The organism is Streptomyces sp. NPDC107454 (assembly GCF_055582885.1).
Genome location: NZ_JBVJPA010000004.1, coordinates 236,714 through 263,373 on the forward strand (window position 1 = coordinate 236,714; position 26,660 = coordinate 263,373).

General features: G+C 71.9%; 21 protein-coding genes. 12 read left to right on the top strand and 9 right to left on the bottom strand.

All coding sequences use genetic code 11. The features are described 5' to 3' along the window. Positions 1–109: 109 nt before the first annotated feature. Positions 110–691: a TetR/AcrR family transcriptional regulator gene (locus ACZ69M_RS11355; protein WP_470048811.1), complete on the bottom strand. Its 582-nt coding sequence runs from the start codon at positions 689–691 to the stop codon at positions 110–112. 123 nt (positions 692–814) lie between these two features. Here ACZ69M_RS11355 and ACZ69M_RS11360 point away from each other — a divergent pair, with 123 nt between their 5' ends. Continuing rightward, complete coding sequence (locus ACZ69M_RS11360; RefSeq protein WP_470048813.1) at positions 815–1,273, top strand: nuclear transport factor 2 family protein; 459 nt, start codon at positions 815–817, stop codon at positions 1,271–1,273. A gap of 49 nt (positions 1,274–1,322) precedes the next feature. Continuing rightward, positions 1,323–1,856 (top strand): flavoprotein, encoded by a 534-nt coding sequence (locus ACZ69M_RS11365; RefSeq protein WP_470048815.1) that lies wholly within the window; start codon positions 1,323–1,325, stop codon positions 1,854–1,856. Positions 1,857–1,866: 10 nt separating this feature from the next. Here ACZ69M_RS11365 and ACZ69M_RS11370 read toward each other — a convergent pair whose 3' ends face one another. Next, complete coding sequence (locus ACZ69M_RS11370; RefSeq protein ID WP_470048817.1) at positions 1,867–3,558, bottom strand: phospholipid carrier-dependent glycosyltransferase; 1,692 nt, start codon at positions 3,556–3,558, stop codon at positions 1,867–1,869. 114 nt (positions 3,559–3,672) lie between these two features. Further along, positions 3,673–4,473, bottom strand: a complete 801-nt coding sequence (locus tag ACZ69M_RS11375) for an endo alpha-1,4 polygalactosaminidase (RefSeq protein WP_470048819.1) — start codon at positions 4,471–4,473, stop codon at positions 3,673–3,675. A 355-nt stretch (positions 4,474–4,828) separates the two neighbouring features. Between ACZ69M_RS11375 and ACZ69M_RS11380 the strand changes: the two genes are divergently transcribed. From ACZ69M_RS11380 to ACZ69M_RS11390, 3 genes are read left to right on the top strand one after another with little or no spacing between them, the layout of a single operon-like run. Further along, entirely contained in the window at positions 4,829–5,434 is a 606-nt protein-coding gene (locus ACZ69M_RS11380) for an NADPH-dependent F420 reductase (RefSeq protein ID WP_470048821.1), read from the top strand. Positions 5,435–5,455: 21 nt separating this feature from the next. Then, positions 5,456–6,379 carry an alpha/beta fold hydrolase gene (locus ACZ69M_RS11385; protein WP_470048823.1) on the top strand — a complete coding sequence of 308 codons (924 nt, stop codon included), beginning with the start codon at positions 5,456–5,458 and terminating at the stop codon, positions 6,377–6,379. Then, a complete protein-coding gene (locus ACZ69M_RS11390; protein ID WP_470048825.1) occupies positions 6,376–9,153 on the top strand; it encodes a helix-turn-helix transcriptional regulator in 2,778 nt (925 codons plus the stop codon). The genes ACZ69M_RS11385 and ACZ69M_RS11390 overlap by 4 nt, the downstream gene beginning before the upstream one ends. Positions 9,154–9,155: 2 nt before the next feature. Here the strand turns inward: ACZ69M_RS11390 and ACZ69M_RS11395 are convergent, their stop codons facing one another. Further along, on the bottom strand, positions 9,156–9,974 hold the full coding sequence (locus ACZ69M_RS11395) for a phytanoyl-CoA dioxygenase family protein (RefSeq protein ID WP_470048827.1): 819 nt from the start codon (positions 9,972–9,974) through the stop codon (positions 9,156–9,158). 64 nt (positions 9,975–10,038) lie between these two features. Between ACZ69M_RS11395 and ACZ69M_RS11400 the strand changes: the two genes are divergently transcribed. Beyond that, complete coding sequence (locus tag ACZ69M_RS11400; protein ID WP_470048829.1) at positions 10,039–10,995, top strand: helix-turn-helix domain-containing protein; 957 nt, start codon at positions 10,039–10,041, stop codon at positions 10,993–10,995. Here the strand turns inward: ACZ69M_RS11400 and ACZ69M_RS11405 are convergent. The 3 genes from ACZ69M_RS11405 to ACZ69M_RS11415 form a co-directional block, all read right to left on the bottom strand. Continuing rightward, on the bottom strand, positions 10,925–11,449 hold the full coding sequence (locus tag ACZ69M_RS11405) for a universal stress protein (RefSeq protein WP_470048831.1): 525 nt from the start codon (positions 11,447–11,449) through the stop codon (positions 10,925–10,927). The genes ACZ69M_RS11400 and ACZ69M_RS11405 overlap by 71 nt on opposite strands. Positions 11,450–11,484: 35 nt before the next feature. Next, positions 11,485–12,741: an arsenic transporter gene (locus ACZ69M_RS11410; protein WP_470049336.1), complete on the bottom strand. Its 1,257-nt coding sequence runs from the start codon at positions 12,739–12,741 to the stop codon at positions 11,485–11,487. A gap of 98 nt (positions 12,742–12,839) precedes the next feature. Beyond that, entirely contained in the window at positions 12,840–15,224 is a 2,385-nt protein-coding gene (locus tag ACZ69M_RS11415) for a SpoIIE family protein phosphatase (protein WP_470048833.1), read from the bottom strand. Positions 15,225–15,478: 254 nt separating this feature from the next. On the opposite strand from ACZ69M_RS11415, the gene ACZ69M_RS11420 reads away from it, so the two are divergent. After that, a complete protein-coding gene (locus tag ACZ69M_RS11420; protein ID WP_470048835.1) occupies positions 15,479–18,577 on the top strand; it encodes a glycoside hydrolase family 2 TIM barrel-domain containing protein in 3,099 nt (1,032 codons plus the stop codon). On the opposite strand, the gene qcrB is transcribed toward ACZ69M_RS11420, so the two are convergent. Next, the gene (gene qcrB / locus ACZ69M_RS11425) at positions 18,488–20,035 is read right to left on the bottom strand and encodes a cytochrome bc1 complex cytochrome b subunit (protein ID WP_470048837.1); all 1,548 of its coding nucleotides are present in this window, start codon (positions 20,033–20,035) and stop codon (positions 18,488–18,490) included. The genes ACZ69M_RS11420 and qcrB overlap by 90 nt on opposite strands. Further along, positions 20,032–20,994: an RNA polymerase sigma factor SigJ gene (sigJ, locus tag ACZ69M_RS11430; RefSeq protein WP_470048839.1), complete on the bottom strand. Its 963-nt coding sequence runs from the start codon at positions 20,992–20,994 to the stop codon at positions 20,032–20,034. Before sigJ ends, qcrB begins: the two co-directional genes overlap by 4 nt. 173 nt (positions 20,995–21,167) lie before the next feature. On the opposite strand from sigJ, the gene ACZ69M_RS11435 reads away from it, so the two are divergent. The 5 genes from ACZ69M_RS11435 to ACZ69M_RS11455 all read left to right on the top strand — a co-directional run bounded on the left by ACZ69M_RS11435 (position 21,168) and on the right by ACZ69M_RS11455 (position 26,643). Then, a complete protein-coding gene (locus ACZ69M_RS11435) occupies positions 21,168–22,793 on the top strand; it encodes an MFS transporter (protein ID WP_470048841.1) in 1,626 nt (541 codons plus the stop codon). Beyond that, the gene (locus ACZ69M_RS11440; RefSeq protein ID WP_470048843.1) at positions 22,790–23,419 is read left to right on the top strand and encodes a hemerythrin domain-containing protein; all 630 of its coding nucleotides are present in this window, start codon (positions 22,790–22,792) and stop codon (positions 23,417–23,419) included. The genes ACZ69M_RS11435 and ACZ69M_RS11440 overlap by 4 nt, the downstream gene beginning before the upstream one ends. 166 nt (positions 23,420–23,585) lie before the next feature. Beyond that, positions 23,586–23,831: a hypothetical protein gene (locus ACZ69M_RS11445; RefSeq protein WP_054234230.1), complete on the top strand. Its 246-nt coding sequence runs from the start codon at positions 23,586–23,588 to the stop codon at positions 23,829–23,831. Between the two features lie 3 nt (positions 23,832–23,834). Continuing rightward, the gene (locus ACZ69M_RS11450; RefSeq protein WP_355431836.1) at positions 23,835–24,212 is read left to right on the top strand and encodes a toxin Doc; all 378 of its coding nucleotides are present in this window, start codon (positions 23,835–23,837) and stop codon (positions 24,210–24,212) included. Between the two features lie 541 nt (positions 24,213–24,753). After that, the gene (locus ACZ69M_RS11455; protein WP_470048845.1) at positions 24,754–26,643 is read left to right on the top strand and encodes an RICIN domain-containing protein; all 1,890 of its coding nucleotides are present in this window, start codon (positions 24,754–24,756) and stop codon (positions 26,641–26,643) included. Positions 26,644–26,660 lie beyond the last annotated feature (17 nt).

Below are 26,660 nucleotides of genomic sequence, written 5' to 3' on the forward strand. Positions count from 1 at the left end.
GACGGGACCTGGGAACGATTCGACGGGCGCCGAGGACCACTCGGCGAACGCCGAGACCACGCGACGGGGACGGCCGGCGCGCGCCGGCCGTCCCCGTCGGGCGTCGGCCCTATCGCCGTTGGGCCTCGACGAGTACGCGTGCCGCGCCGCCCGCCTGCTCGGCCGGCTCCGTGCTCCGTGTGATGCCCGCGGTGACCATGGCGCCCTCGGCCAGCAGGAACAGCTGGTCGGTGAGGGCGACGGGAAGTCCCGCGGCGGTCACGAGGCCGTTCAGGTAGTCCTTGAACGCTCCCTTGTGGCCGTGGACCTGGGCGACCACGCGTGGTGAGGTCGCGCCGAGTTCGCCGTAGGAGTTGATCCAGGCGCACCCGCGGAAGCCGGGCTCGGCGAACCATTGCCCCAGCCATTCGAACACCGCCAGGATCCGCCGCCCGGGCTCCTCGTACCCGTCGACGTGCTCGGCCAGCCGCTGCCGCCAGCGCACGTCGCGCCGCTGGAGATACGCCTCGACCAGGAGCTCCTTCGCCGGGAACAGCTGGTAGAGCCGCTTGAGGGAGACCCCCGAGGCGCCGCGGATGTCGTCCATGCCGACGGTCTGGATGCCACGGGCGTAGAAGAGCTCCTCCGCGGCGTCCAACGCCTGTACCCGTGCGGCGGTGAGGGCCTGTTCACGGGCGGTTGTGCTGTCCATACGGGGCTGCTCCTTGACGCGAGAACCAACGTTCTCTACGTTAGCAGTCGTGAGAGAGAACGTGCGTTCTCAGCTCATGTGATGCGCGTGGACCAGATGCGCGTGTACCTGAAAGGACACCCCATGAACGACCGCCCGCCCCTCCCGCCCTTCACCCGTGAGACCGCGGTCCAGAAGGTCCAGGCCGCCGAGGACGCCTGGAACACCCGTGATCCCCACAAGGTCGCCCTCGCCTACTCCGAGGACTCGGTCTGGCGCAACCGCGACACCTTCGTCACCGGCCGCGCCGAGATCGTCGAACTCCTCACCGCCAAGTGGGCTCGCGAACACGAGTACGCCCTGCGCAAGGACCTGTGGGCCTTCGACGGCAACCGCATCGCCGTCCGCTTCCAGTACGAGTCGCACGGCGCCGACGGGCAGTGGTGGCGGTCGTACGGCAACGAGCTGTGGGAGTTCGACGAGCACGGGCTGATGACCCGGCGCGAGGCCAGCATCAACGACGTACCCATCGAGGAGCATGAGCGCCGCATCTTCGGCCCGCGCCCGGAAGCCGAACGCGGGGACACCTTCCCGGTCCACTAGGCACCCCGCGTGCCCACCGGCGATCCCTTGTGTTCACTAGGGTTCCCACGTGACCGAACACGCCGAAAAGCCCTTCCTGTACGTCGTCGTGTGCGCGGCCGGTGTCGCGCGGGACGTCAGCAAACTGATCACCACGGCACAGGAACGGAGTTGGGAGGTCGGCGTCGTCGCCACCCCGCAGGGGCTCGGCTTCATCGACGCGCCGGCCGTCGAGGCGCAGACCGGTCGCCCGATCAGGTCCGCCTGGCGGGCCCCGGGCGACCCGCGCCCCTTCCCGGCCCCCGACGCGGTGGCCGTCGCCCCGGCCACCTTCAACACCGTCAACAAGTGGGCGGCCGGCATATCCGACACCCTCGCGCTCGGCACGCTGAACGAGGCGTACGGCCTGCACGTCCCGATCGCCGTACTGCCCTGTGTGAGTGACGCGCTGGCGGCACACCCCGCGTACCGGGGGAGTGTCGAGCGGCTGCGCGGGATGGGTGTCCGGTTCGGCGACCGCTATTGCGGGGAGCCGGGGCAGGACGGTCTGCGCGCGGAGTTCCCCTGGGGAGCGGCCCTGGACCTGCTCGCGTCTCGCACGTGACGCCCGGCGGTCACGCGCGACGGTAGATCGTGATCGAGTGGCCGACGTCGTCGATGGGCGTGGCGCCGTGGAGCAGCGCCGCCAGACGGCCGTCGGCCTTCGCGACGGCGGTGTCCGACACGGCGAGCAGTCCGTGCACCTCGCTCGGCGGCACCTTGCGCGGATCGGCCGCCTCGATCCCGTAGTACGCGGGCACACCGCTGCCCTTGTAGACCAGCCAGACCCGCTCGTGCGGATACCGCTCGGACAGCCGGTCGGCCAGGCGGCCCAGGTCCTGCCCCCAGTCGATGTTCGAGTCGTGCAGCCGCAGACGGGTTTGCGAGGGTCCGCCGAACGCCTCGTTGGAGTACGGCAGGTAGTACGGGAACGCGCGCAGCGAACTGATCGCGACGAAGCCGACCAGCGCCGCCGTGACGAGGTGGGCCCAGCGCCGGCGCAGGGCGACGACCCCGGCCGCGGCCACCGCCAGGAACACGGGGACGAAGAGGGCGTATCTGACGCCGAGGTCCCGGGACCCGGTCATGGCCACGGCCAGCAGGACGGCCGGGGGGAGCAGGACGTACGGGGCGGCGGGGCGCAGCCGGGGCACTGCGGCCATCACGCCGAGGCCCATGAGCCAGAGCGCGATCATGCCGAGCGGTGTCTTCACCAGCAGCGCGGCCGGCAGGTAGTACCAGAGGGAGCCGTGGTAGATCCGTCCGAACAGGAAGCCGGTCCACACGTCGTTCTCGAAGCCGAACTGGATCCGCATCCCGTCGCGGTACGGCCGAGGCACCGGCAGCCAGTCGATGACGAGCCCGCGCAGACCGTGCACGGCCGGGAGGTTCGCCGGAGCCGTCCAGCGCAGCTGCGGGTCGACGAGCAGATAGGTCGCCCAGACGACGGCGAGCGCCACCAGCGCCGTACCGGCGGCCACCGTCACAGCCAGGCCGACGAGCCGCGGTTGCGCGCGCAGGCCCAGGCCCGGCGTGCGGCGTGCCTGCCAGAAGGAGAGGAACACCAGGAGCAGCAGCACCGGCACCGCGGGCAGGGTGCTCATCTTGGTGGCGAGCGCCGCGCCGAGCGCCGCGCCCGCGAGAGCGAGGTGGAGCAGGGGCCGCCGACGCCGGGCGCGCCACGCCAGCCACATCGACGTCAGCAGGAAACCGGACGCCGGTACGTCGAGTGTGGCGAGCGAGCCGTTGGTGATGACGTCGGGCGAGAACGCGTACAGCGCGAGCGCAACCAACCCGCCCACGGCGCCGACGAGTTCACGGGCGAACGCGAGGACGACCAGACCGAACAGCAGCGTCAGCACGATCACCGGCAGCCGCGCCCACAGCATCACCCGCCAGGGATCGTTGCCCGACTCGTACAGCAGCCGCCGCCCGAGCGCCGTCTGATCACCCGTGAAGTGGGCGTCCAGGTGTGGATGGGCGAACACCAGTCCGGTCGCGATGATGAGCTTGCCCAGCGGCGGATGTTCGGGGTTGAAGCGCAGGCTGTGTTCCCGCACATAGGTCTCCGCCGTGCCCACGTACACCGGCTCGTCGATCGTCGGCGTCTGCTGCGCGGCCGCCGTGACCATCGCGACCGCCATCTGGGCCAGCAGGGCGACCACCGCCAGCGCGAGCAGCCACCGCCGGTGCCGCCGGAGCCGATCGAACCGGCCCGGCGGTCTGGCGGTGCTCGTGGGCGGGCGGTCGCCCTGCCTGCTGGCCATGGATGTCGACATGCCCTGTGATACGTCCGCTCCGTGCGCACCCGCTCATCCGGAATCCACCCGGCTTCGGTGCGAGTATGCACGGCGACCGCTCCCGGGCCGGGGCAGCGTCCGTCAGCGCGTCCGGCGGACGTACTCCGCACTGCCCGGCGTCGACACCTCCACATCACGGCGCACGATGCTCAGCCGGTCCCCGTAGCCGGCGAGGGCCTTGCGCAGACCGCTGTCGGTGTACTCGATGTCCACCACCCGGTCGTCGAACGCCTTCGCGTACGTGCCGCACTCGTCGTACTGGCCGCACTCCTCGGTCACCGCGAAGTCGAGCTTGGTCCTCGACCTGAGCCCGGCCAGCTCCGAGGTGTTCTTCTGTCCGATGGCCAGCCCCCGGGCGTGCGCGTGGGCCGAGAGGAGCGTGATGAACGCGGTGGCGTCGTTCGCCGTCAGCAGACGGCCGGAACGGGTGTAGCTGTCGTAGTTGTCCGGCTCGACGGCGTCGAACCCCTTGTCGGCGCATTCGTCGATCCAGCGGTTGACCCGGGCGGCCACCCGCTTGCGCTTGGCCGGCGTGCGGAGGTCGAGGAGCGCCTCGTTCCAGTCGCGGTCCATGACGGCCTTGCCGTGCGCGTCCCGCAGCAGCAGATCGGCCGGCCACGCCTTCGACTCGTCCGGCTGGGCCTGGAAGGCGTTGACGTAACAGATGTTGTACAGGCCGGGCGCGGGCGAGTCCGAACGGTCGCGGCTGACGATGCGGACGCCGGACGGTGGCGGATAAGCGCCGCCGATCTGGTAGTCGAAGCCCGCGTGGAGCGGGGGGAGTTGTACGGCCTCCGGGCTCGACCCGGAGGCCTTACCCTGCTGGGGTGGCGTCCCCTCGTCCGACCCGGTCGTACAGCTCACCAGCGTCGCGAGCGCCACCAGGGCGGCGGCTGCCCCCAGGCCGGTGACGCGGGAAACACGTTGGGCGGGAATGTCGGCTCCATCGATCGCGGGTACGACCCCGCCTCGGACGCTCCCGCGGTCCTGGCGACTTTGGCCGGACTCGAACGGTGTCCGCTACCGGCTGGGCGTACCTCTGCGTGCCCGGCGCGGCGCCTCGGCACCTCAGGATCAAATCGCCTGGACGGCGCCCGAGTCAAGGCGGCCCCCGCGGCACCCGCCCGGGTCGCGGACCCGGCCCAGTCACATGACAGAAGCGCCGCTGTGACCTGCGGCGTGATGCTGGCAGTCACCCTCGTGTCGTAGCTGCGGAACTCAAGGAGGAGGACACCTCATGCCCATCGGAATCATCGGTGCCGGAGCCATCGGCCAGGCCCTCGCCTATCGGTTCGTGGCGGCGGGCGAGCAGGTCGTCATCAGCAACAGCCGGGGCCCGCAGTCACTGCGGGACCTCGCCGCCTCGATCGGCCCGGCCCTGACGCCCGCCACCGTCGCGGAGTCGGCCAAGGAGGAGATCGTCGTCCTCGCCGTGCCGTGGCGACGGCTGAGCGAGGCGGTGGCCGCCGCTGACGTCCTCGACTGGCAGGAGCGGATCGTCATCGACACCACCAACCCGCTCGGACCGCCCGACTTCAAGGTCGCCGACCTCGACGGCCGCACCTCCAGCGAGGTCGTCGCCGAACTCGTCCCCGGAGCACGCCTGGTGAAGGCGTTCAACACCCTGACACCAGCGGTGCTCGGCTCCGATCCGCGCACGTTCGTCGGACGGCGGGTGATCTTCCTCTCGGGAAACCACCCCGGGGCGAACGCGCGCGTCACGCGGCTGGCGGAGCGGGTGGGGTGGGCGGTCATCAATCTGGGCCCACTGGCGACCGGCGGACGGCTGCAACAGTTCCCGGGCGGCCCCCTGCCGACGCTCAATCTGCTCCTGGAGCCCTGACCCACGCCGTATTGTCAGGACATGACCGGAGACCGCATCGAACTGGCCGTACACGACCACGGTGGTGACGGCCCACCCCTGCTTCTCATGCACGGAGCCAGGCGTACGCTCGCCGACTGGGCCGCCGTTGCCCCCCTGCTCGTCCCCCGGCACCGGGTGCTCGCCGTGGACCTGCGCGGACACGGTCACTCACCGTCGGGGACCTGGAGTCTTCCCCGGGTACTGGACGACATCGAGGCGGTGCTCGAGCGGTACGACCTGCCCGGTGCGCTGCCCGTCGGGCACTCGCTCGGCGGGATGATCGCCGTGCGCTACGCGCTGGAGCATCCGGACGTCACGCCCGGCGCGGTGAACCTGGACGGATACGGCTGGGGCCGCCCCGACCAGTACGTCGGCCTCGACCCGGCGTACGTCGAGGAGCGCCTCACCCAGGTGCGGGAGTCGGCGACCGCGACGGTGTCCGGCGGACCGCTTCCGGCGGACGGTCTCAAGGACCTGCTCGCCGAGCAGCGCGCACTCTCCGACCGACTGGGCATCCCCTACGAGCTGTTGGAGGCCGGTCTGCTGCGTACCGTGCGGCCCGCGCCCGACGGACGACTGGAGGTGCGCCCCGAACGCGCGCTCGTGCTGGAGATGCTGGCCGCCGTCGACGCACTCGACCTCTTCGACCTCTTCGACACCTTCGCGCGGACCCGGCGGCCACTGCTGCTCGGACGGGCCGCGCGACCCGTACCGCCCGTGCCCGGCCTGCCCTGGTTCGACGAACTGATGACGGCGTACGGGAAGGGGCTCGCCCGGGATCTCGCCGAACTGGCCGCGCGGCGGGCCACCGTGCGGGTCGTCGGGATCGACGGTACGCACGAGATGCTCCTGGAGAGTCCCGGCGCGGTCGCCCATGCCCTGCTCGCCTTCACCTCCGACGCGTTCCCCGGGGCCGACTCATGACGCCGCTCGGTGACGAGTGGATCGTCGGCCGGGACCACGAACTGGCCCTGCTGTCACGGCTGGTGGACGCTCTCACGACAGGGCGGCCCGGGGCCCTGCTGATGACGGGAGGACCCGGCGCGGGCAAGAGCGCCCTCCTCGACGCCGCCGCCCGTATGGCCCGCCGGTCCGGGGTACGAGTGCTGCGCTGCCGGGGGAGCGAGGGCGAGTCGGGCCTCGCCTTCGCCGGACTGCACCAGCTGCTGCGCCCCCTGCTCGACCTGGCCGAGGGGTTGCCCGCACGCCAGCGGGCCGCGCTGCTCGGCGTGTTCGGACTCGACGACGGCACGCCGACGGTCTCCGACCCCCTGCTGACCTCTCTCGGCGCGCTCACCCTGCTCTCCGACGCCGCGGAGCACGGCCCGCTCCTCCTGGTGATCGACGACATCCACTGGCTGGACCTGGGCACCCTCGACGTCCTGGCCTTCATGGCCCGACGCCTCGAAGGCGAGCCGGTCGCCCTGCTCCTGGCGGCTCGCGACACCGCCGTACCCGCCCAACTCGACCGTCAGATCGACCGGTTGACGATCGAGCCGCTCGACCCGGCCGCCGCCGGACGGCTCCTCGACCATCAGCCCAGGCCCCCCGCGGGACGGGCCCGCTCCCGCGTCCTCGAACAGGCGGCGGGTGTCCCCCTCGCCCTCGTCGAACTCGCCCGGGCCGTGGCGCGCGACCCGGCCGCCGCCCACGAGGACGCGCTGCCCCTCACCGACCGGCTGGAAGCCATCTTCGCCGCGGACCTTCCCGAACTTCCCCCGGCCACCCGTGAGTTGCTGCTCTTCGCGGCCGCCGCCGAGAGCGCCGAGCTGCCCGTCATCCTCTCGGCCGTCGCAGACCGGGCGACCCCGGACGACTGGCTGCCCGCCGAACGCGCCGGACTCGTCCGCATCGACGCCGACCACGTCCGCTTCCGCCATCCGCTGATACGTTCCGCGGTCTACCGGGCCGCGACCTACACCGAACGCCACACAGCCCACCGGGCGCTCGCCGACGTCCTCGTCGGCGATCCCGACCGCCGCGCCTGGCACCACGCGGCCGCCGCCTCCGGCGTCGACGAGGAGGCCGCCCGGGAACTCGACGACAGCGCGGCCCGTGCACAGCGCCGCGGCGGCTACGCGGCCGCCGCGACAGCCCTCGAACGCGCGGCCCGGCTCAGCCCCGAACCCACCGTCCGCGCCGGGCGCCTGGTACGCGCCGCGACCATGGCGATGTACGCCGGTCACCCGCGCTGGGTCGGCGAACTCAGCGCCCAGGTCGCCACCCTCACCGACGAACCGGCCCTCCTCGCCGAGGCCTCGCTCCTGGCGGGCTGGGCGCTCGCCGTGACCACCCAGTTCGCGGGCTCGCTCGGCTTCCTGCTGCCGGTCGCCGAGGCCGCCGTCGACGAGAACCCCGTACTGACCCTCGACGCCCTGGCGACGGCCACCACACCCGCGTACAACTCCGGGGCCCCGGAACACCGCGAGAACATCCTGCGGATCGTGGAGCGCGTGCCGCCCCAGGACGACGAGACGGGCCGGCTCTGGGCCCTGGCCGGCTGCGATCCGGTACGCAACCGGGCCCAGGCCCTCGATCTGCTCGCGGCCACCTGGACCGCGCCCCTGCCGAAGCCCGGATCAGGCGTCGACATCCCGCTGTCCCGCCTGGTCGTCTCCGGCGGGGCCGCCTGGGTCCTGGACGAGACGGCCGAGGCGATACGGCTGCTCGGCGCGGCCATGGACCATCTGCGCCGGTCCCCGACCTCCGGGGCCAACGCCACCGTGGCCCAGGCGCTCGCGCTGGCCCTCTACGAGAGCGGGTCCTGGACCGAGGCCGGCGCGGCACTCGACGAGGCGTACGGCCTGGCCGCCGAAGGGGGTCTGGAGAACGTGGTGGTGGGAGCGCCCGTGCTGCGCGCCACGCTGCTCGCCCTGCGCGGCGACACCGAGGAGGCCCGCGCCGTCGTACAGCGCGCCGTACACGGCATCGACCTGCCCAACTGCCGCAGCCTGCAAGTGCGCACGCACTACGCGCTGGGCGCCGCCGCACTCGCGGAGGGCGACCACGCGGCCGCCTACGACCGCTTCCGCGCGGTCTACACCCGGCGGCCGGAGCCCGTGCCCCTGCACTTCCACGCCTCCGACTACTACCTGGCCGACCTCGTGGCAGCCGCCGTCCGCACGGGCCGGGCCGAGGACGCACGGCTCGTCCTCGACACGACCAGGCGGCGCCTCGCCGGGGGCGAGACATCCGCGCGGCTCACCGCGATCGTGCACCGGGCCGAGGCCCTGCTCGCCGAACCGGGCGACGCCGAACGGCACTTCACGGCGGCCCTGGCCGATCCGGCGGGCGACCACTGGCCCTTCGAACGGGCACAGGTCCGTCTCGACTACGCCGAGTGGCTGCGCCGCCGGCGCCGCGCGGTGGAGGCGCGCCCCCAGCTCGCCGCCGCGCTGGAGGTCTTCGAACGGCTCGGCACCCGCCCCTGGACGGACCGCACCCGCGCCGAACTGCGCGCCGCGGGCGTCACCCCGGCGAGCTCGCCCGCCGGCTCCCCGGACAGCCTCGCCGAACTCACCCCGCAGCAACTGCAGATCGCCCGCCTCGCCGCCGCGGGCCTGACCAACAGGGAGATCGGCGAACGGATCTTCCTCTCGCCCCGCACGGTCGGCTTCCACCTCTACCGGATCTTCCCCAAGCTCGGCATCACCTCCCGCGCCCAGCTCCGCGACGCGCTCCCCGAGCCGGGGGAATGACATCAGTGCGGTGCCGCCGGGGCGAACTCCGTGCCGCACGGGCCCGCGCCCTCGCTCTCGGCCAGGGCGACGGGCTCACCGCCCATCGTCAGCGTGGGGTAATGGCGGCCGATGTGATGGGTGGAGCGCCCGACGTAATGGCCGATGAAGGAGCGGCGGAAGCGGTCGGCGCTGCGGTTCGGCCCGGAGCCGTGCACCAGACTGCCGTTGAAGAACAGCACGTCGCCCGGTGCCATGTCGACGGGCACGACGGCCAGACCGGGCGGCGGCGGGACGTACTCCCGTACGAAGGACAGCTCCGCGTCCGCCTCCTCCGGGCAGAACAGGTCCATGCGGTGCGTGCCCGGCACCACTTCCAGGCCGCCGTTCTCCCGGTCGATCGCGTCGCAGGCGATCCAGGCGGCCACGCAGGTGCCCGGTTCGACCCGCAGATAGAAGTTGTCCTGGTGCAGCGCCTGCCCCCGGGCCCCGGGCGGCTTGAAGTAGAACATGCTCTGCGCCGCCAGGACCTCCTCGCCGAGCAGGGTCTCCAGGATCCGCCGCAACCGGGGATCGAGCAGGCGGCGCAGGGACAGCTCGTTGATGCGGTGCGGATGCATGACCCGGGGATGGGTGGCCAGCGGATCCGCCGGACCGCCGGTCCCCGCGGCCGAGGTGGCCCGGGGTTCGAAGTGCCCCGGGACCGGCCCCGCGGCGTGCAGGGCCACGAACTCCGCGCACAGCTCGTCGATCTCGGCGCCGGTGAACAGGCCGCGCACCACCACGAACCCGTTCTCCTCGAAGTCCGACCACCGCGGCCCGCCCATGTCCGTGACTGTCATCCGACCGTTCCTTCCCACCGGAGTCTCAGGTTCTTCACGCTAGGTCGACGAGCCCTCCGGGAGGATGTCCGTGCATGCTGAGGAGTTGTCCGAGCCTGCTGCCCCGTCCCCGCCGCCGGGCCTGGTGACCGTCGGTCGCTTCGACCAGGGACCGGGGTACCGCGTCAACCGGCCCCGGGGCAGTGACAGTTGGCTGTTCACCTGGACGACGGGCGGACGGGGACGGCTCCGGCAGGGAGCGGCCCGGACGGTGGCCGGCGCCGGAGACCTGGTGGTCCTGGGGCCGGGCGTGCCGCAGGACTACGCCGTCGAAGCCGGCGCCGGACACTGGGCGTTCTGGTGGGCGCACTGCCAGGCCCGCCCGTCCTGGACCGGATGGCTGCGGTCCCACGCCGTCGACGACGGCCTGTACGCCGTCGGACCCGCGCCCGCCCGGGAACGTATCGAAGCGGCGTTCCGCCGGATGCTCACCGACGCCCGCTGGACGGGGGACGGCCCGCCGCCCGAGGGCGCGGAGCCCGCCCCGGGCGAGGTCGCGGTGGCGCACGGCACCGCCGCCCGGGAGCTGGCCCTGTGCTCCCTGGAGGAGATCGTGCTGCTCGCCGCCGCCCGCGCGGAGCGCCGCCGCCCCGGTCTCGACGCCCGGGTCCGTCAGGCGGAGGCGGTGATCGCCGCGGACCCGGGCGCGCCCCACACCGTCCGCTCGCTGGCCGGGGCGGTCGCGCTCTCACCGTCCCGGTTCGCCCACCTGTTCACCGAGCAACTCGGCCGCTCCCCGATGCGGGCGCTGCGCGAGGCCCGGCTGCTGCACGCGGCCCGGCTTCTGGAAGCCACCGAGCTCCCGGTGGAACGGGTGGCCGCGGCCTCCGGATTCACCAGCGCGTTCCACTTCAGCCGGGTCTTCCGGCAGCGCTACGGGACTCCACCGGGCGCCTACCGGAAGGGCCTCGCTAGGAGCCCGGGGGGCGCGGGTGATGTGGGGGATCCGGACCATGCGGGGGTGGCGGCGGGATCGTCGTGACGGCAGGCGTGGCCTCGGGCCAGATCAGCAGCACCGGGCACGGCGCGTGGTCGACGACGAACCGCCCGGCCCGGCCCAGGCTGTGCGGCCCGAGCCGGGCCCGGTCGCCGTCCCGGGCCACCACGAGCAGATCGGCGCCCTCGGCGGCGGCGACCACCTCATGCTCCGTGCGCCCGGTGCTTTCCTGGCTGATGCAGGGGCGGCCGAGGCGCTCGGCCGCCGCGTCGAGCAGCCGCGCCGCCGACCGGGCGCCGAGGGCTTCCAGCCGGTTCCCGGGATCGCGCTCGGCGTGCCCCCGGCCGAGCAGCCCGGCGAAGGCGCCGTGCGCCAGTCCGGGCACCCCGGGTTCGCTGACATGCAGCAGCACGACCTCGGTCGCCTGCGGCGCGTGCGTGCGCACGGCGTCCACGCAGGCCGGCCAGGTCCCCTCGACGAGCCAGACGACGACCCGCATGAGCATCAGCCTCCGGCCCTCACGTGTGCTACGGCTCAGCCCCCGATGAAGCGGAGCGAGAACCACAGTGCCAGTACGGCGGGAACCAGCGCCGCCGGCACGGCGATCAGACCCAGCCGGGTGAACTCCCGCAGATCGACGCCGTGGTCGTGCTCCTGCACGATACGCCGCCACAACAAGGTCGCCAGGGACCCGGCGTAGGTGAGGTTGGGGCCGATGTTGACCCCCAGAAGCACGGCCAGCACCGCGCCGGAGCCGGACGTGGCGGCCAGGGGCAGCAGCACCAGGACCGCGGGCAGGTTGTTGATGAGATTGGCCAGTACGGCGGCCAGCGCCGCGGTCCCGAGCAGCGCGGGCAGTCCGCTGCCGTCCGGAAGGAGATGCCCGAGGGCGTCGGAGAGTCCGTTGTCGACCACGGCCCGGACGACGATGCCCAGCGCGAGCACGAACACGAGGAAGGCCGGAGCGGCCGCCCTCAGCACGGTGAGCGGGGTGGCACGCCCGCGCAGCAGGGCCCGGGCGGCCAGCACCAGCGCCCCCGCCGCGGCGGACCAGGCGGGGTCCACGCCCAGCGCGGAGGCGACGACGAACCCCGCCAGGGTGCAGCCCACGGTGACCAGCGCGAACAGGGGCAGCTCCGGCGGCTCCCCGGTCGTCGGCTCGGGCACGGCCGCTGCCAGGTCACCGGCGAAGAAGCGCCGGAAGACCACGTACTCGGCCCCGATGGCCACCAGCCACGGCAGCACCATCAGCGCCGCGAACCGGGTGAAGCTGAGACCGCTCGCGGTGAAGGCGAGCAGATTGGTGAGGTTGGAGACCGGCAGCAGCAGCGAGGCCGTGTTCGACAGATGGGTGCAGGCGTACACGTGCGGCTTCGGGCGGGCGCCCATCCGGGCGGCGGTGGCGAACACGACCGGGGTCAGCAGCACGATGGTGGCGTCCAGGCTGAGCACCGCGGTGATCGCCGAGGCGAGCGCGAAGACCGCGGTCAGCAGGCGCCCCGGCCGCCCCGCCGCCCAGCGGGCCATCCACGCGCCGCAGGCGTGGAAGAGCCCCTCGTCGTCACAGAACTTGGCGAGCACCAGTACCGCCGCCAGGAAGCCGATCACCGGCCCGAGGTGACCCGCCTCCGCGCCGGCGTGGTCCCAGGAGATCGCGCCGGTGGCGATCACCAGCAGGGCGGCCGGGGCCGCGACGACCGCCTCGGGCCAGCCGAACGGGCGGACCACCGCGCAGACGAGGACGGCGACGAGCAGGACGACGGACAGGGATTCGGCGAGCGGGGTGTTCAGGGTTCGGTCCTCCGGGACACAAGTCGTGGTGCCCGACCATCAGATCAGACGCCGCGCCCCGCCCCGCTCACCGACCCCGCGGACCTGCGTCGATGTCGTCAGAACTCCCCGAGGAGCGTCAGCTCCGCCCAGATCGTCTTGCCGTCGGCCGTGTGGCGGCTGCCCCAGCGCTGGGTGAGCTGGGCGACCAGCAGCAGCCCGCGCCCGCCCTCGTCGTAGGTCTTGGCCCGGCGCAGATGCGGCGCGGTGTGGCTGCTGTCGGAGACCTCGCAGATCAGGGTCTCGGCGTCGTGGATGAGCCGCAGCCGTATGGGCGGCTCGCCGTAGCGGATCGCGTTGGTGACCAGTTCGCTCACCACGAGCTCGGCCGTGAACGTCGCGGCGCTCAGCTCCCAGGCGTCGAGCTGGTCGACGACCTGCTTGCGGATCGGCGCGACCAGGGCGGGGTCGGCGGGAATGTCCCAGGTCGCCACCTGGGAGGGCGCGAGCCCGTGGGTCCGGGCGAGCAGCAGCGCCACGTCGTCCTGGGCCCCGCCCACCGGAAGCAGGATCCGCAGAATGTCGTGGCAGGCGCCTTCCAGGGAGTCCGCGGACTCCGCCAGGGCATGGCACAGCAGCTCGTGGTTGGCCTCGACGTCCCGCTCGCGGTTCTCGATCAGGCCGTCGGTGAACAGTGCGAGCACCGTGCCCTCGGGAAGGGCGAGCTCGACGGACTCGAAGGGCAGCCCGCCCAGGCCCAGCGGCGGACCGGCCGGCAGCTCGATCTGCCGGGGCGGTCCCCCGGGCGGGAGCATGACCGGCGGGGGATGGCCGGCCCGGGCGAGGGAGCAGCGCCGTGAGACCGGGTCGTAGACCGCGTACAGGCAGGTCGCGCCGACCTCTCCGGTGGTGCCCTCGGCGCCGGCCTCCGTGGAGAGCCGTAGGACGAGGTCGTCGAGGTGGGTGAGCAGTTCGTCGGGGGCGAGGTCGATGTCGGCGAGCGTACGGACGGCGGTGCGCAGCCGTCCCATGGTGGCGGAGGCCGCGATGCCGTGGCCGACGACGTCGCCGACGACCATGGCGACCCGCATCCCGGACAGTGGGATCACGTCGAACCAGTCGCCGCCCACTCCGGCCCGTGCTGCGGGCAGATAGCGGGAGGCCGCCTCCACGGCGGCCGTCCGGGGCAGTGACTGGGGGAGCAGACTGCGCTGGAGGGCGAGGGCGGTCTCCCGTTCCCGGGAGAAGCGCCGGGCGTTGTCGATGCAGACGCCGGCCCTGGCCGTCACCTCCTCGGCCAGCAGTACGTCGTCGGGGGTGAAGGGATCGGGGCGCCGGAACCGGGTGAGGACGGCCACCCCGAGGGTCTGGCCCCGCGCCTTGATCGGCACCGACATGCTGGTGTGCAGGCCGTACTCGGCGATGCGGGCGCCGCGTACCTCGTCCCAGGAGAGCCACTCCGCCAGCGTGGCGGTGTCGTCGGGGGCGACGATGGTCCGGGAGGCCGTGAGGGAGTCCGCCTGCGGTGAGTGGACGGGGTAGACATCGACCTGGCCGGGTTTGACGACCGCCTCCGGGCAGCCCGGGTTCACCGACTGGTGGGCGGCGCGGCGCAGCCTGATCGGCACGGTCGGCGGCTCAGGGTGGGGTTCGCCCCCGTGCTCCGGCGGGTCCAGCAGGTCGACGCTGACGAAGTCGCCCAGGGCGGGCACACAGACGTCGGCGAGCTCCTGGGCCGTTCGGGTGACGTCGAGGGTGGTGCCGATGCGCACGCTGGCCTCGTTGACGAGTTGCAGCCGCTCCCGGGCGTTGTACTGCTCGGTGAAGTCGTGCGCGGCCAGGCACACTCCCCGTACCTGGCCCTGGGCGTCGGTGAGCGGGGCGATCCGGGCGAGCCAGGCGTGCGCGTGGTACTCGCCGCCGGTCTGCATGAACGTCTCCACGTCACGACCGGTTCCCGTGACGAGGACCTCGTGCAGCTGTGATTCGAGGGCTTCGCTCTCTTCCTTGCCGCCGATCTCGGAGAACCTCAGGCCCTGGATGCGGGACTCGGGGAGGCCGATCACGTCGGCCATCGCGTCGTTCACCCCGAAGAGGCGCAGCCGGTCGTCGTAGACGGCCATCGGGCACGGGGACTGCGCCAGCACCGCCGTCGTCAGCGGGTCGTCCGGCGCGCGCGGGCCGCGGGCCTCCAGCGGGGTGACCACCAGCCAGGTGGCCGGGCCGCCGTCCCGCGGCTTCCTGCGGTGGGCGAGCAGCCACACGGAGACGGTGTGTCCGTCGCGGTGGCGCAGATCGAGGCTGCCGTTCCAGCGGTTACCGGCCGGTTCGGCCGGTACGGGTGTGTCCGTGGCCAGCAGATCGGCGGCGGGCCGCCCCTCGACTTCCTCCGGGGCATGGCCCAGTAGACGGCGGGCCCCTTCGCTCCATTGGAGCAGGGTGCCGTTCCCGTCGATGACCGCCCGTGCCGTGGCAGCCTCGTCGAGCGGGTGGACCGGGCTCATCGTCGCCACTCCATTGCGGACACTCACAGTGAACAGGCGCGTCACTCGGGTTCCAGCCTAGTGCGTACGCGCGTTCCGCACCCGGCACACGGGCGGCCCCGGGGGGACATCGGTACGACGGATTCCGGCCGATGTGATGCGAGGGGCGGAAGTGGGTGCCGCACCCTTGACGGGGCTGTGTGTCACCCCGTCAGAATCTGTTTGTTCACGATCAGTTGTGATGACTTATGGGCCCTTGAGTAGGGAGAGCCGCCATGTCGGTCACTCGAAGATCGGTATTGATCGCAGGAACCGCCGCACCCGCGGCCGGATCGCTCCTGGGCGCCGCCGACGCCTGGGCGGACGCGCCGGGACGCGCCGCGGGCCGCCGCGTGGTCGAGCTGCGCGACGGCTGGCGCTTCGCGCTGGTCGACCCGGGTGGGATCACCGACCCCACCGGCGCGTACGAGGGCGCCGCGCAGTCCGGCTACGACGACTCGGCCTGGCGCGAAGTGTCCGTTCCGCACGACTGGAGCATCGAACAGACCCCCACCACGGAACACGGCACCACCAGTGGCACCGGCTTCTTCCCGGGCGGCCTCGGCTGGTACCGCACCACCTTCAGGCTGCCGCCCGCCCTCGCCGGCCGGCGGATCTCCGTGGAGTTCGACGGCGTCTACATGGACTCGCACGTGTACTGCAACGGTGAGGAGGTCGGCCATCACCCCTACGGGTACACGGGGTTCGCCTTCGACCTCACCGGCCTGCTGCACACGGACGGCACCACCGAGAACGTCATCGCGGTGAAGGTGCAGAACCAACTGCCCAGCAGCCGCTGGTACTCGGGCAGTGGCATCTACCGCGAGGCCCGGCTCGTGGTCACCGAACCGGTGCACGTCCAGCGCTGGGGCACGTATGTCACCACGCCGGACATCACGACGGAGCGGGCGGTCGTACGGGTGCGGACGACCGTCGTCAACGAGTCCGGTACCGCCGCCGAGGTCCAGGTGATCTCGCGGATCGTCGACCCCGACGGACGGACGGCGGCCCGTACGTCCACCATGGTCGCGGTCGCCGACCGCGCCGACGAGACCCATGAACTCACCGTCGCCAGGCCCCGGTTGTGGGACTTCGCGACTCCGGGCCACCGCTACACGCTGGAGACCGAACTGCGGGTCGGTGACACGGGGGTCGACACCTGCCGCACTCCCTTCGGCATCCGCACCTTTCGCTTCGACCCGGACGAGGGCTTCCACCTCAACGGCGTCCACGCCAAGATCAAGGGCGTCGACCTGCACCACGACCAGGGCGCGCTGGGCGCCGCGATCAGCGTCGACGCCGTACGCCGACAGATGACGATCATGAAGTCGATGGGCGTCAACGCCTTCCGCACCTCGCACAACCCGCCCTCGCCGCAGATGATCCAGGTCTGCGAGGAACTGGGCATCGTGATGATGGTGGAGGCGTTCGACTGCTGGCGGACCGGCAAGACGAGGTACGACTACGGCCGGTTCTTCGACGAGTGGTGCGAGCGGGACGCCACCGAGATGGTCCTCGCGGCCCGCAACTCGCCCGCCGTGGTCCTGTGGTCCATCGGCAACGAGATCCCCGACTCCACCTCCACCCCGGGCCTCGCGATGGCGGACCGGATCATCGCCGCGATCAAGGCGGCGGACGACACCAGGCCGCTGGTCATCGGCTCGGACAAATACCGCCGCGTGCCCACGAAGGGCTCCGCTGCCGACCTGATGCTCGCCAAGCTGGACGGGCTCGGTCTGAACTACAACACCGCCCAGTCGGTGGACGCCCTGCACGCCGCCTATCCGCACCTCTTCCTCTTCGAGTCGGAGTCGTCCTCCGAGACCTCGACCCGCTCCGCCTATCAGGAGCCGGAGCACCTCAACACCGGCGAGAACCACACCCCGGGACGGCGCGCGGTCTCCTCGTACGACAACAACCTCGCGTCCTGGACGATGAGCGGCGAGTACGGGCACAAGAAGGACCGGGACCGCAAGTGGTTCGCGGGGGAGTTCCTGTGGTCGGGCATCGACTACATCGGGGAGCCCACGCCGTACGACGTGTTCCCGGTGAAGGCCTCCTTCTTCGGCGCGGTCGACACCGCGGGCTTCCCCAAGGACATGTACCACCTGTTCAGGAGCCAGTGGGTGAGCGAGCCCATGGTGCATCTGGTGCCCATGACGTGGAACCACGAGGCCGGCGACACGGTCGAGGTCTGGGCGTACGCGAACGTCGACACCGTGGAGCTCTTCCTCAACGGGAAGTCCCTCGGCACACGGAGGTTCGACACCAAGACGACCACCGACGGCCGTACCTATCTGGAGACCACCGAGGCGACCGGCGACGACAAGACCTTCACCTCGGGCCCCTACCCGGGCAGTTACACCAGCCCCAACGGCAGCGCGGGCAAACTCCACCTCACCTGGAAAGTGCCCTACGCGCCCGGTGAGCTGAAGGCGGTGGCCCGCCGCGACGGCCGTACGGTCGCCACGGACGTCCTGCGCACCGCCGGGGCGCCGCACGCGATACGCCTCACGCCGGACCGCACATCGCTCGCCGCCGACGGCCGTTCCCTGCTCTTCGTGACGGCCGAGGTCGTCGACGCCCGTGGTGCGGTCGTGCCCGACGCGGAGCACCTGATCGCCTTCGACATCGGCGGCGGCTCGCTCGCCGGGCTCGACAACGGCAGGGAGGAGAGCGCCGAGCGCTATCAGGCGAGCACCCGAACGGCCTTCCACGGCAAGGCACTCGCGATCGTACGATCCGGCACGCGGCCGGGCTCGCTCAGGGTGACGGCACGCTCCGAGGGAGTACGCGGCGCCACCCTCACCGTACGCACCACCCCGGCACGAGCGAAGGCGATCACCCCGCCCGCGGTCTTCCGGCCGGACCCGGGTCCCGGCGCCCCGAACGAGCCGCTCGCGGACGCCAGTTACTCCGGCCGCCCGGACACCCCGCCCGCCGCCATGCTCGACGGCGACGCGGCGACGGGGTGGTCCAACGCCTTCTACAAGTCGGCGACGGCTCTGCTGCCCGCCTTCAGCGGGGCCCGCCCCGAGGACTGGGTCTCGGTCGCCTGGGCCCGTCCCCGGGCGGTCGACCGCGTCGAGGTCTCCTTCACCGTCGACGCGACGCACACACGGCCCGCGTCGGTCGAGGTCGCGGTGTGGGACGGCAGTCGGTACGTGCCGGTGAAGGGAACGGCCGTCGACTGGGCCACCGCGTCCGACGCGCCGACCGTGATCACCTTCGACGGGGTGCGCGGCTCACGGCTGCGGCTCCTCATGGCGAGCGGGCACCCGGGCGCCGTCGAGGGCGGGCTGCGGATCAGCCGTCTGGAGGTCCCGGTGGTCTGACCGGTCCCGGTGCTCGTGCTCGGTGAGCGTGTGGAGTTCGGCCGGGCCGAGCGGGCGGTGCACCTCGACGTACTCGCCGTGCGGCAGGCGTCTGACGACGCCGGTCGCACGGCCGTGCGCCACCAGTTCCCGGTCCCGCAGCTGCAGGCCCAGGCAGACGCGGCGGGTGACCACGAAGACGACGGCCGGGACGACGAACAGGGAGATCCGCACCGCCCAGGTGACGGTGTTGATCGACAGATGGAAGCGCGTCGCCACGATGTCGTTGCCGCCACCCGCGAGCAGGATCAGATAGAGGCTGATCCAGGCCGCTCCGATCGACGTACGGACCGGCCGGTTGCGCGGGCGGTCGAGGAGATGGTGCTCACGCCGGTCTCCCGTGACCCACGACTCGATGAACGGGTACACCCCGATGGCGACCAGAAGCAGCGGGAAGACGACGACGGGTATCAGCACACCGAGCACGAGCGTGTGCCCGGCCACGCTGATCTCCCAGCCCGGCATGACGCGCACCAGACCCTCGGCGAAGCCCAGGTACCAGTCCGGCTGGGCGCCGGTCGACACCTGGTCGGCACGGTAAGGACCGTACGACCAGACCGGGTTGATGGTCGCCACCGCCGAGATCAGCGCGAGGACACCGAACACCAGGAAGAAGAAGCCGCCCGCCTTCGCCAGGTAGACCGGCAGGAACGGGGTGCCCACGACGTTGCGTTCGGTCTTCCCGGGGCCCGCGAACTGGGTGTGCTTGTGGTAAACGACGAGGATCAGATGGGCGACGACAAGTGCCGCCATGATCCCCGGAATCAGCAGGATGTGCAGCGAGTAGAACCGGGCCACGATGTCGTGGCCGGGGAACTCGCCGCCGAACAGGAAGAACGACAGATACGTGCCGACCACCGGTACCGACAGGATCGCCCCGTCCACGAACCTGAGCCCCGTCCCGGACAGCAGGTCGTCCGGCAGCGAGTAGCCGAAGAGGCCCTCGAACAGACCGAGGAGCAGCAGCGTCCAGCCGAACACCCAGTTCACCTCACGGGGCTTGCGGAACGAGCCCGTGAAGAAGTGCCGCATCATGTGCGTCAGCATCGCGGCGAGGAAGACCAGCGCGGCCCAGTGGTGCAGCTGCCGGACCAGCAGCCCGCCGCGCACGTCGAAGCTGATGTGGAGCGTCGAGGCGTACGCCTCCGACATCCGGATGCCGTTCAGGGGGACGTAACCGCCGTGGTACGTCACCTCGTTCATGGAGGGGTGGAAGAACAGGGTCAGGTACACCCCGGTGAGGATCAGCACGACGAAGCTGTACAGGCAGATCTCGCCGAGCAGGAAGGACCAGTGGTCCGGGAAGACCTTGCGCAGATAACGCCTGCCGAGGGCGTACACACCGAGCCGGCCGTCGAACCAGTCGGCGACGCGTTCGCCGGAGGACGCCTTCGCGGGCCGGTGGTCCGTGGCGGTCATGCGCGCTCCCCTTCCGCGACTCCGGTCTCCTGGCTCTCGTCGTCGCGCCGCACATGCGCGAGCTTCTCGGGATTGGTGACGATGTAGACGCCCGACACCTGCTCGCCGTCCGCGGTGAGGTCCATGACCATGACCGCGTACGGCGACTCGCCCTCGAAGAGCACGGCGGAGTCGTCGCCGTTGACGCGCCGGTAGCGCAGGTCGAAGCCGGTGCCGCGCCGGGTCGCGTAACCGGCGAACAGCCGCGCCGCCTTGTCCCGGCCGTGCACCGGACGCAGCCCGCCCGAGGCCTTCCCGCCGCCGTCCGTCCACACCGTGACGTCCGGTGCCAGGATCTCCATCAGCGCCGCGATGTCCCCGCCGAGCGCGGCCTCGACGAAGCGCTCGGTCGCCTGCCGGCGGACGCGCGGATGGGCCTGGTAGCGCGGCCGACGGGCGTGCACATGCTCCCGCGCGCGGTGCGCGAGCTGGCGTACCGCCGCGGGGCTGCGGTCGATGACCTCCGCGATCTCCGTGTGCGCGTAGCCGAACACCTCGTTGAGGACGAAGACCGCACGCTCCAGCGGGGTGAGGGACTCGAGGACCACGAGCATGGCCAGCGACACCGACTCCGAGCGCAGGGCCCGGTCGTCGGCCGAGTCCTCGGGGGCGGGCTCGTCGAGCAGCGGCTCCGGCAGCCAGGGGCCCACATACGTCTCGCGGCGGCGGGTGATCGCGGCGCGCCGCGCGAGCGCGTGGTTCACGGCGATGCGTACGAGATAGGCGCGCGGGTTGGTGATGCCCTCCAGCGGGGTGCGGTGGGCGCGGCCCGTCCAGGACAGCCAGGTCTCCTGGAGGACGTCGTCGGTGTCGGCGACGCTGCCGAGGATGTTGTAGACGATCGCGAAGAGCAGTTCGCGGTGGTCGACGAACACCTGCGTCGCGCCGTCGGCCGTCCCGGCCGCGGGGCTTTCGGACATGCCTTGCCTCCCTTGGTGCGCTCACTACTGCGAGGGGAGAAGCGGGCCCGAATGTGACGTCCGGAGGGCGAAATGTGACGTACGTCTCACGGGGTCTGCCGGGCGTCACACCGGTCGGAGCCCGCGCCCTCTTGAACGCGAGTCGGATGCCTCGACACAAGGAGACAGACACCGTGTTCAAGAAGTGGCACGACAAGTGGCACGGCAACCCATGGGCGATCCTCATCACGCTCTCCCTGGGCTTCTTCATGACCCTGCTCGACCTGACGATCGTGAACATCGCGATCCCCGACATGGGCCAGGACCTCGACGCCTCCCTCGACGAGATCCTGTGGGTCGTCAACGCCTACACCCTCGCCCTGGCCGTCCTGATGATCACCGCGGGCCGCCTCGGCGACCTGCGCGGCAAACGCAACCTGTTCCTCGCGGGCGTCGCCGTCTTCACCCTCGCCAGCCTCGTCTGCGGCCTCGCGCAGAGTCCGGCGCAGCTGATCGCGTTCCGCGCGGTCCAGGGCCTGGGCGCGGCGCTGCTCATGCCGCAGACCCTGTCGATCATCGCGGAGGTGTTCCCGGCCGACCGGCGGGGCGCCGCGATGGGCATCTGGGGCGTGGTCGCGGGCGTCTCCGGCGCCCTCGGCCCGATCATCGGCGGCGCGCTGATCACCCACCTCGACTGGCGGTGGATCTTCTTCGTGAACCTGCCGCTCGGGGTCGTGGTGCTGGGCCTCGCCGCGGCGGTCATCCCCGGTTCACGGCGCACCGTACGCCACCGCTTCGACACCCTGGGCGTGCTGCTCGCCTCGGGAACCCTGTTCTGCCTGGCCTTCGGTCTGACGGAGGGGCAGCGCTACGACTGGAACGCCTGGATCTGGTCGCTGTTCGGTGCGGCGGCACTCCTCTTCGCCGCCTTCCTCGGCCATGAGCGCGGCCAGCAGGGTCACGACCCGCTCGTCCCCTTCTCACTCTTCAAGGACCGCAACTTCACCCTCATCAATTTCGTGGGCGTCACCGTGTCCTTCGGCATCGTCGGGATGTTCCTGCCGCTGACGATCTATCTGCAGTCCGTCCTGGGCTTCAGCGCGCTCAAGTCCGGGCTCGTGCTGCTGCCTCTCGCGCTCGGCTCGTTCGTGATGGCCGGGCCCGCCGGAGTCCTCGCGGACAAGATCGGCGGCAAGTTCATCCTGATGACCGGGCTGCTCGCGTGGACGGCGGCCCTGGTGTGGATCGTGGCCGCGGCCGACGTCGGGTCGAGCTGGACCGCGGTCGCCTTCCCCCTCTTCCTCGCGGGTCTGGGCGCGGGTTGCACCTTCGCGCCGATGGCCACGGAGGTCATGCGCAACGTACCGGCGAAGCTCTCCGGAGCGGCGTCCGGAGTCAACAACGCGCTGCGGCAGGTCGGTTCGGTGCTCGCGGGCGCCGTCGTCGGCGCCGTGCTCCAGGCCCAGCTCGCCTCCTCGCTCACCGACCAGGCCCGACAGCGCACCGGACAACTGCCCGCCGCCTACCGCGACGGCTTCGTCGGCGGCTTCTCCCGGGCGGGGACCGATGTGAACGCGCGCCAGGCCGCACGGCTGCCGGAGGGCGTACCGCACGACGTCGCGGAGCGCATGCGCGCGCTGGGCGCCCGGGTCTTCGGCCACGGCTTCGTGCACGCCATGGATCCCGCCGTCCTGGTCTCGGCCGCCGTCCTGCTGACCGGCGCGCTCACCTGCCTCGCCGTACGCCGTCACCGCGGCCCGTCGGCCAACCCGCACGCCCTGCCCGTCTACGAACCCGAACTGGAGGAAGCGACCTCATGACCACCGAAGCCGCGGCCGGCACGATCGACCTCACCGTCATGTACGCAGCCCACGACGCCTTCCGCCGCGACCTGGAACGCCTCGGCGACGCGGCGGCCGACGGCACCGCCTTCACCCCCCAGGTCCGCGCGGGCTGGGACAACTTCAGGCATCAGCTGCACATCCACCACACCGCCGAGGACAGCGATCTGTGGCCGCGCGTGGAGCGCAAGGTCGCGGGCCGTCCCCGGGACGTCGCCCTCCTCGCCGAGATGGAGGCGGAGCACGCCCTCCTCGACCCGCGGCTCACCGCCGTCGACGCGGCCCTGAAGGACCGGTCGGCCGAACTCCCCGCCCTGGTCCGCACGTTGGCATCGGCCCTCGACGACCACCTCGCCCACGAGGAGGAGAGTGCGCTGCCGCTCATCCGGGAGGTGCTGACGCCCGCGGACTGGGGCGCGTTCACCGGCCGTATCCGTAAGACGCAGGGCGTGCGCGGGGCCGCGCTCTTCGTACCGTGGATCGTCGACGGAGCGCCGCCCGCCGACCGCGCCCGGTTCCTCGGCGCGCTCCCGCCGCCCGTACGCGTCCTCAACAAGCTGTTCTGGGAGGCGGGCTACCGCAGGCGCGGGCTGTGGGTGGCCTGAGAGCGCGGAAACGCCCAGGCGGGGTTCCGCTCCCTCCGGCCCTCCGGAGCGGGGCCGCCGCCGAGCGCCCGTACGAGGCTTCGCTGAATTGGCTCGCGGTACCGCCGTGCATACCCCTTGAGCAGGTGATATTTACGAGTAAGTACCCTCGCGGTACCGTGGAGGCATGCCAGCGTTGAATGTGGAGTTCAGTGACCGTGAACTCGAGGACCTCCGGCAGATCGCCAAAGAGCGCGGTACGTCGATGAAGGCCCTGGTGCGCGAGGCGGCCGCGGCCGACATCGTGCGGCACCGGGCGCTGAAGGAGGGCGCGGAGGTGTTCCGCCGCTTCTTCACGGCGCACGCCGACGAGTTCGCGGCCGCCTTCCCCGAGGACGAACCTCCCGGCAGGGGTGAGGGACGGGCGGCCTGAGCGATGGCTCCCGTCATCCATATCGACGTGCCGTGGCTGCTGCAGCGCCACGAAGAGGTGCTGCCCGACCAGCCCACGGTCAACGACTTCTCGGCCCTGGTCGCCGCCGTGGCCCGGCACCGCGTCGACCCGCCCCGCCTCGGAGTCGACTCCGACCCGGCCTGGCGCGCCGCCGCTCTTCTGCACACCCTGGCCCTGCTGAAGCCGCTTCCGGCCGCCAATGCCCGTTTCGCCTGTTCGGCGGCGGTGGCGTACATGTTCGTCAGCGGTGTCGGGATCGACCCGCCCTATGGGGCGCTCGTCGACCTCGCCCGGGATCTGATCTCCGGCAAGGCCGACGTCTACGGCGCGGCCGACCGGCTGCGCTCCTGGCAGATCTGATACCTGCCGCGCGACCCCGCTGTCGCCCCCGAGGCCGCCGGCCGAGGGCGGGAGGATCGGGGCCGGCGGCCGGTTTCGCGCGGGAGAGCCGCCGTCCTGCGCGGGGCCTCCGAGAAGGGCCGGGTTCCAGTGGACTACGGAGGTCCGCGCGCCGGGAGCGTGCGACGGGCTCCGGAGTGAGCGCGCGGTTCACACGGGGCGCGTGAGGGCCCATGGCGTATGAACGTGGTGCCGCGGTGAGGCGCGTGAACGCGGCGCGGGAAATTTCGAAAGCCGGTGCGAGCGACGCGAGTTGGCGCAGTTACTGACTATCTTTCAATATGCGGATGTTGCCCAAGTGCCTTGTTGGTCGTGAGCGTGTTGTGCGAGGGTGAACTTACCGCGCGGGTCAATGGCCGGGTATGAAATCGGTGTTCAGTATTCCGGGCCGGCGGCCATTTTCCCGGCGCTCCGTCAAAAGGTGTGCACCAGGCAGGGGCTCCCTTTTCGGCGACCAAGGAATTTCTGTGCACCACCTTGCACCGTGGAAGGAACCCGCTCTGTGCCCACCCCCCACCCCCCTCGCCCGTCCTATCCTCCCGGCGGTGCTCCCGGGGAGTCCGACGAAGGCCTCGCCGCGCGGCTGAGAGGCCGGACGGAGGGCGAGGCCACGCAGTCCGTCGCCCTGCTGATGGCGCGGCACTGGCAGCCGACGTACGACTACGCGGCCATCTGCCTCGCCTCTTCCTCGAACGTCGCCTCGATGGTCGCCGCGACCTCCTTCCACTACGCCCTCGACTGCCTGATACGCGGTGAGTCCGGAGCGGCCCTGCGGCCCCGACTCCTCGTGACCGTGCGGGACACCGTCAACGAGTGGTCCGGCGAGGACCGGATATCCGGCGTTCTGCCGGATTTGAGGAAACCCGCCGGGGGGCGGGGTATGCGGGCGGCGCAGTCCATGACCACCGAAAATCGGAAACTCGCCGAGCGTTCTTTCCATGCCTTGCCACCCCTCGCCCAGTGTCTGCTGTGGCACACCGAGGTCGAGGCCGAGGACATTTCCGTACCGGCCGGTCTGTCGGGCCTGGACGTCGACACCGCGTCGGCCGCTCTGGAGCAGGCCCGTGAGCAATTCCGCCAGGGATGTGTGCGCGCCCACCGGGAACTCGCGCCGAGCAAGGAATGCGGCTTCTACAACCGGCTGCTCGACGTCCCGATTCGTCGCGGGGGCGCCTTGCTGCCGGATGTCCGACAGCATCTGGGGGAGTGCCGCCACTGTCGGCACGCGGCCGAGCAACTCGGCTATTTCGAGGGTGGCTTGGGGATTCTGCTCGCCGAAGCGGTGCTCGGCTGGGGCGCGCGACGCTACCTCGACGCACGCCCGGGGCGTGTGCGGCAAGCGGAGCGTCCCGAGGAGGAGGCCGCGTTCGGCGGCGGACGGGCGGGCGCCGGCGGAGGCGTGAGTACCGGCGGGCGTCTCGGAACCGGCGGGCGTCCTGGAAGTGCCGGCCGCCATCGTCTGCTGGCGCAGATCCCCGCCCCCGGTCGGCTGGCCCAGATCGCCCAGAAGCACTCGAAGGTCCTGCTCACAGGGGCGGGCACGGCCTCGGCGGTGCTGCTCGTGACCGTACTCACCATCAGCCTGTGGTCCCACGGTGACGGTGGCGCCGACCCGACCGCCTCCACGGGTGTCGGCAGCAGCCACACCGTCTCGCCCAGGCCGGTCGACCCGGATCCCACCGCCGACTCCTCGCCCCCGACCTCGGCCGGACTGCCCACCAACACCGAGCAGACCCGGCTGCGCAACCTCGCCGCCGATCTCTGCCTCGACATCCGGGGCGGAAAGGCCGAGGTCGGTGCCGAGACCGAGCTGGCCGTCTGCTCGTCCGCGTGGACCCAGCAGTGGTCGTACGAGAGCGACGGCCTGCTGCGCAGCGTCGCCGACCCCGCGCTGTGCCTGGACTCGCACGCCGACGACGGTGTCGTCGCCCTGGACCGCTGCGTCGCGAAGAGCGCCGCGCGGGGTGGCGACGTGCGCTACGACCTCACCGTGCGGGGCGAGTTGCTGTCCCGCTCGCGCGAGGGACTCGCGGTCACGCCCAGTTCCACCGATCCGAACGCCGACATCGTGGTCAAGGACCGGGACGGCTCCGACGCGCAGCGGTGGCGGACCGACTCCGCCTCGGCCGACCCCGGGTCGCTGTCGATCGCGGGGACGGCGAGCGCCTCGACCCGGCCGGTCAGCAGGCCGCCCTCCCCGCAGAGCACGGCCGATGAGCCGAGCGCGTCGCCCAGCGCGTCGCCGACGGACGGCAGGGCCGACCCGTCGGCGACCCCTTCGGAGTCCTCCGCCGAGCCCCGTTCCGTGACGGTCGGCGACCGCACGAGCGCCCGGCCCGCGCTCCCGCTGACCGCTCCACTCTCCTCCCTGGCAGAGGGGCTGGGGCTGTAACGGGGCGCGCCGGGCGG

What these genes read in the sequence shown, in the direction of transcription:
- ACZ69M_RS11355 (WP_470048811.1), bottom strand. Translation starts at nt 691, where the DNA reads ATGGACAGCACAACCGCCCGTGAACAGGCCCTCACCGCCGCACGGGTA.
- ACZ69M_RS11360 (WP_470048813.1), top strand. Translation starts at nt 815, where the DNA reads ATGAACGACCGCCCGCCCCTCCCGCCCTTCACCCGTGAGACCGCGGTC.
- ACZ69M_RS11370 (WP_470048817.1), bottom strand. Translation starts at nt 3,558, where the DNA reads ATGGCCAGCAGGCAGGGCGACCGCCCGCCCACGAGCACCGCCAGACCG.
- ACZ69M_RS11380 (WP_470048821.1), top strand. Translation starts at nt 4,829, where the DNA reads ATGCCCATCGGAATCATCGGTGCCGGAGCCATCGGCCAGGCCCTCGCC.
- ACZ69M_RS11385 (WP_470048823.1), top strand. Translation starts at nt 5,456, where the DNA reads ATGACCGGAGACCGCATCGAACTGGCCGTACACGACCACGGTGGTGAC.
- ACZ69M_RS11390 (WP_470048825.1), top strand. Translation starts at nt 6,376, where the DNA reads ATGACGCCGCTCGGTGACGAGTGGATCGTCGGCCGGGACCACGAACTG.
- ACZ69M_RS11395 (WP_470048827.1), bottom strand. Translation starts at nt 9,974, where the DNA reads ATGACAGTCACGGACATGGGCGGGCCGCGGTGGTCGGACTTCGAGGAG.
- ACZ69M_RS11400 (WP_470048829.1), top strand. Translation starts at nt 10,039, where the DNA reads ATGTCCGTGCATGCTGAGGAGTTGTCCGAGCCTGCTGCCCCGTCCCCG.
- ACZ69M_RS11405 (WP_470048831.1), bottom strand. Translation starts at nt 11,449, where the DNA reads ATGCGGGTCGTCGTCTGGCTCGTCGAGGGGACCTGGCCGGCCTGCGTG.
- ACZ69M_RS11415 (WP_470048833.1), bottom strand. Translation starts at nt 15,224, where the DNA reads ATGAGCCCGGTCCACCCGCTCGACGAGGCTGCCACGGCACGGGCGGTC.
- ACZ69M_RS11420 (WP_470048835.1), top strand. Translation starts at nt 15,479, where the DNA reads ATGTCGGTCACTCGAAGATCGGTATTGATCGCAGGAACCGCCGCACCC.
- qcrB (WP_470048837.1), bottom strand. Translation starts at nt 20,035, where the DNA reads ATGACCGCCACGGACCACCGGCCCGCGAAGGCGTCCTCCGGCGAACGC.
- sigJ (WP_470048839.1), bottom strand. Translation starts at nt 20,994, where the DNA reads ATGTCCGAAAGCCCCGCGGCCGGGACGGCCGACGGCGCGACGCAGGTG.
- ACZ69M_RS11440 (WP_470048843.1), top strand. Translation starts at nt 22,790, where the DNA reads ATGACCACCGAAGCCGCGGCCGGCACGATCGACCTCACCGTCATGTAC.
- ACZ69M_RS11445 (WP_054234230.1), top strand. Translation starts at nt 23,586, where the DNA reads ATGCCAGCGTTGAATGTGGAGTTCAGTGACCGTGAACTCGAGGACCTC.
- ACZ69M_RS11450 (WP_355431836.1), top strand. Translation starts at nt 23,835, where the DNA reads ATGGCTCCCGTCATCCATATCGACGTGCCGTGGCTGCTGCAGCGCCAC.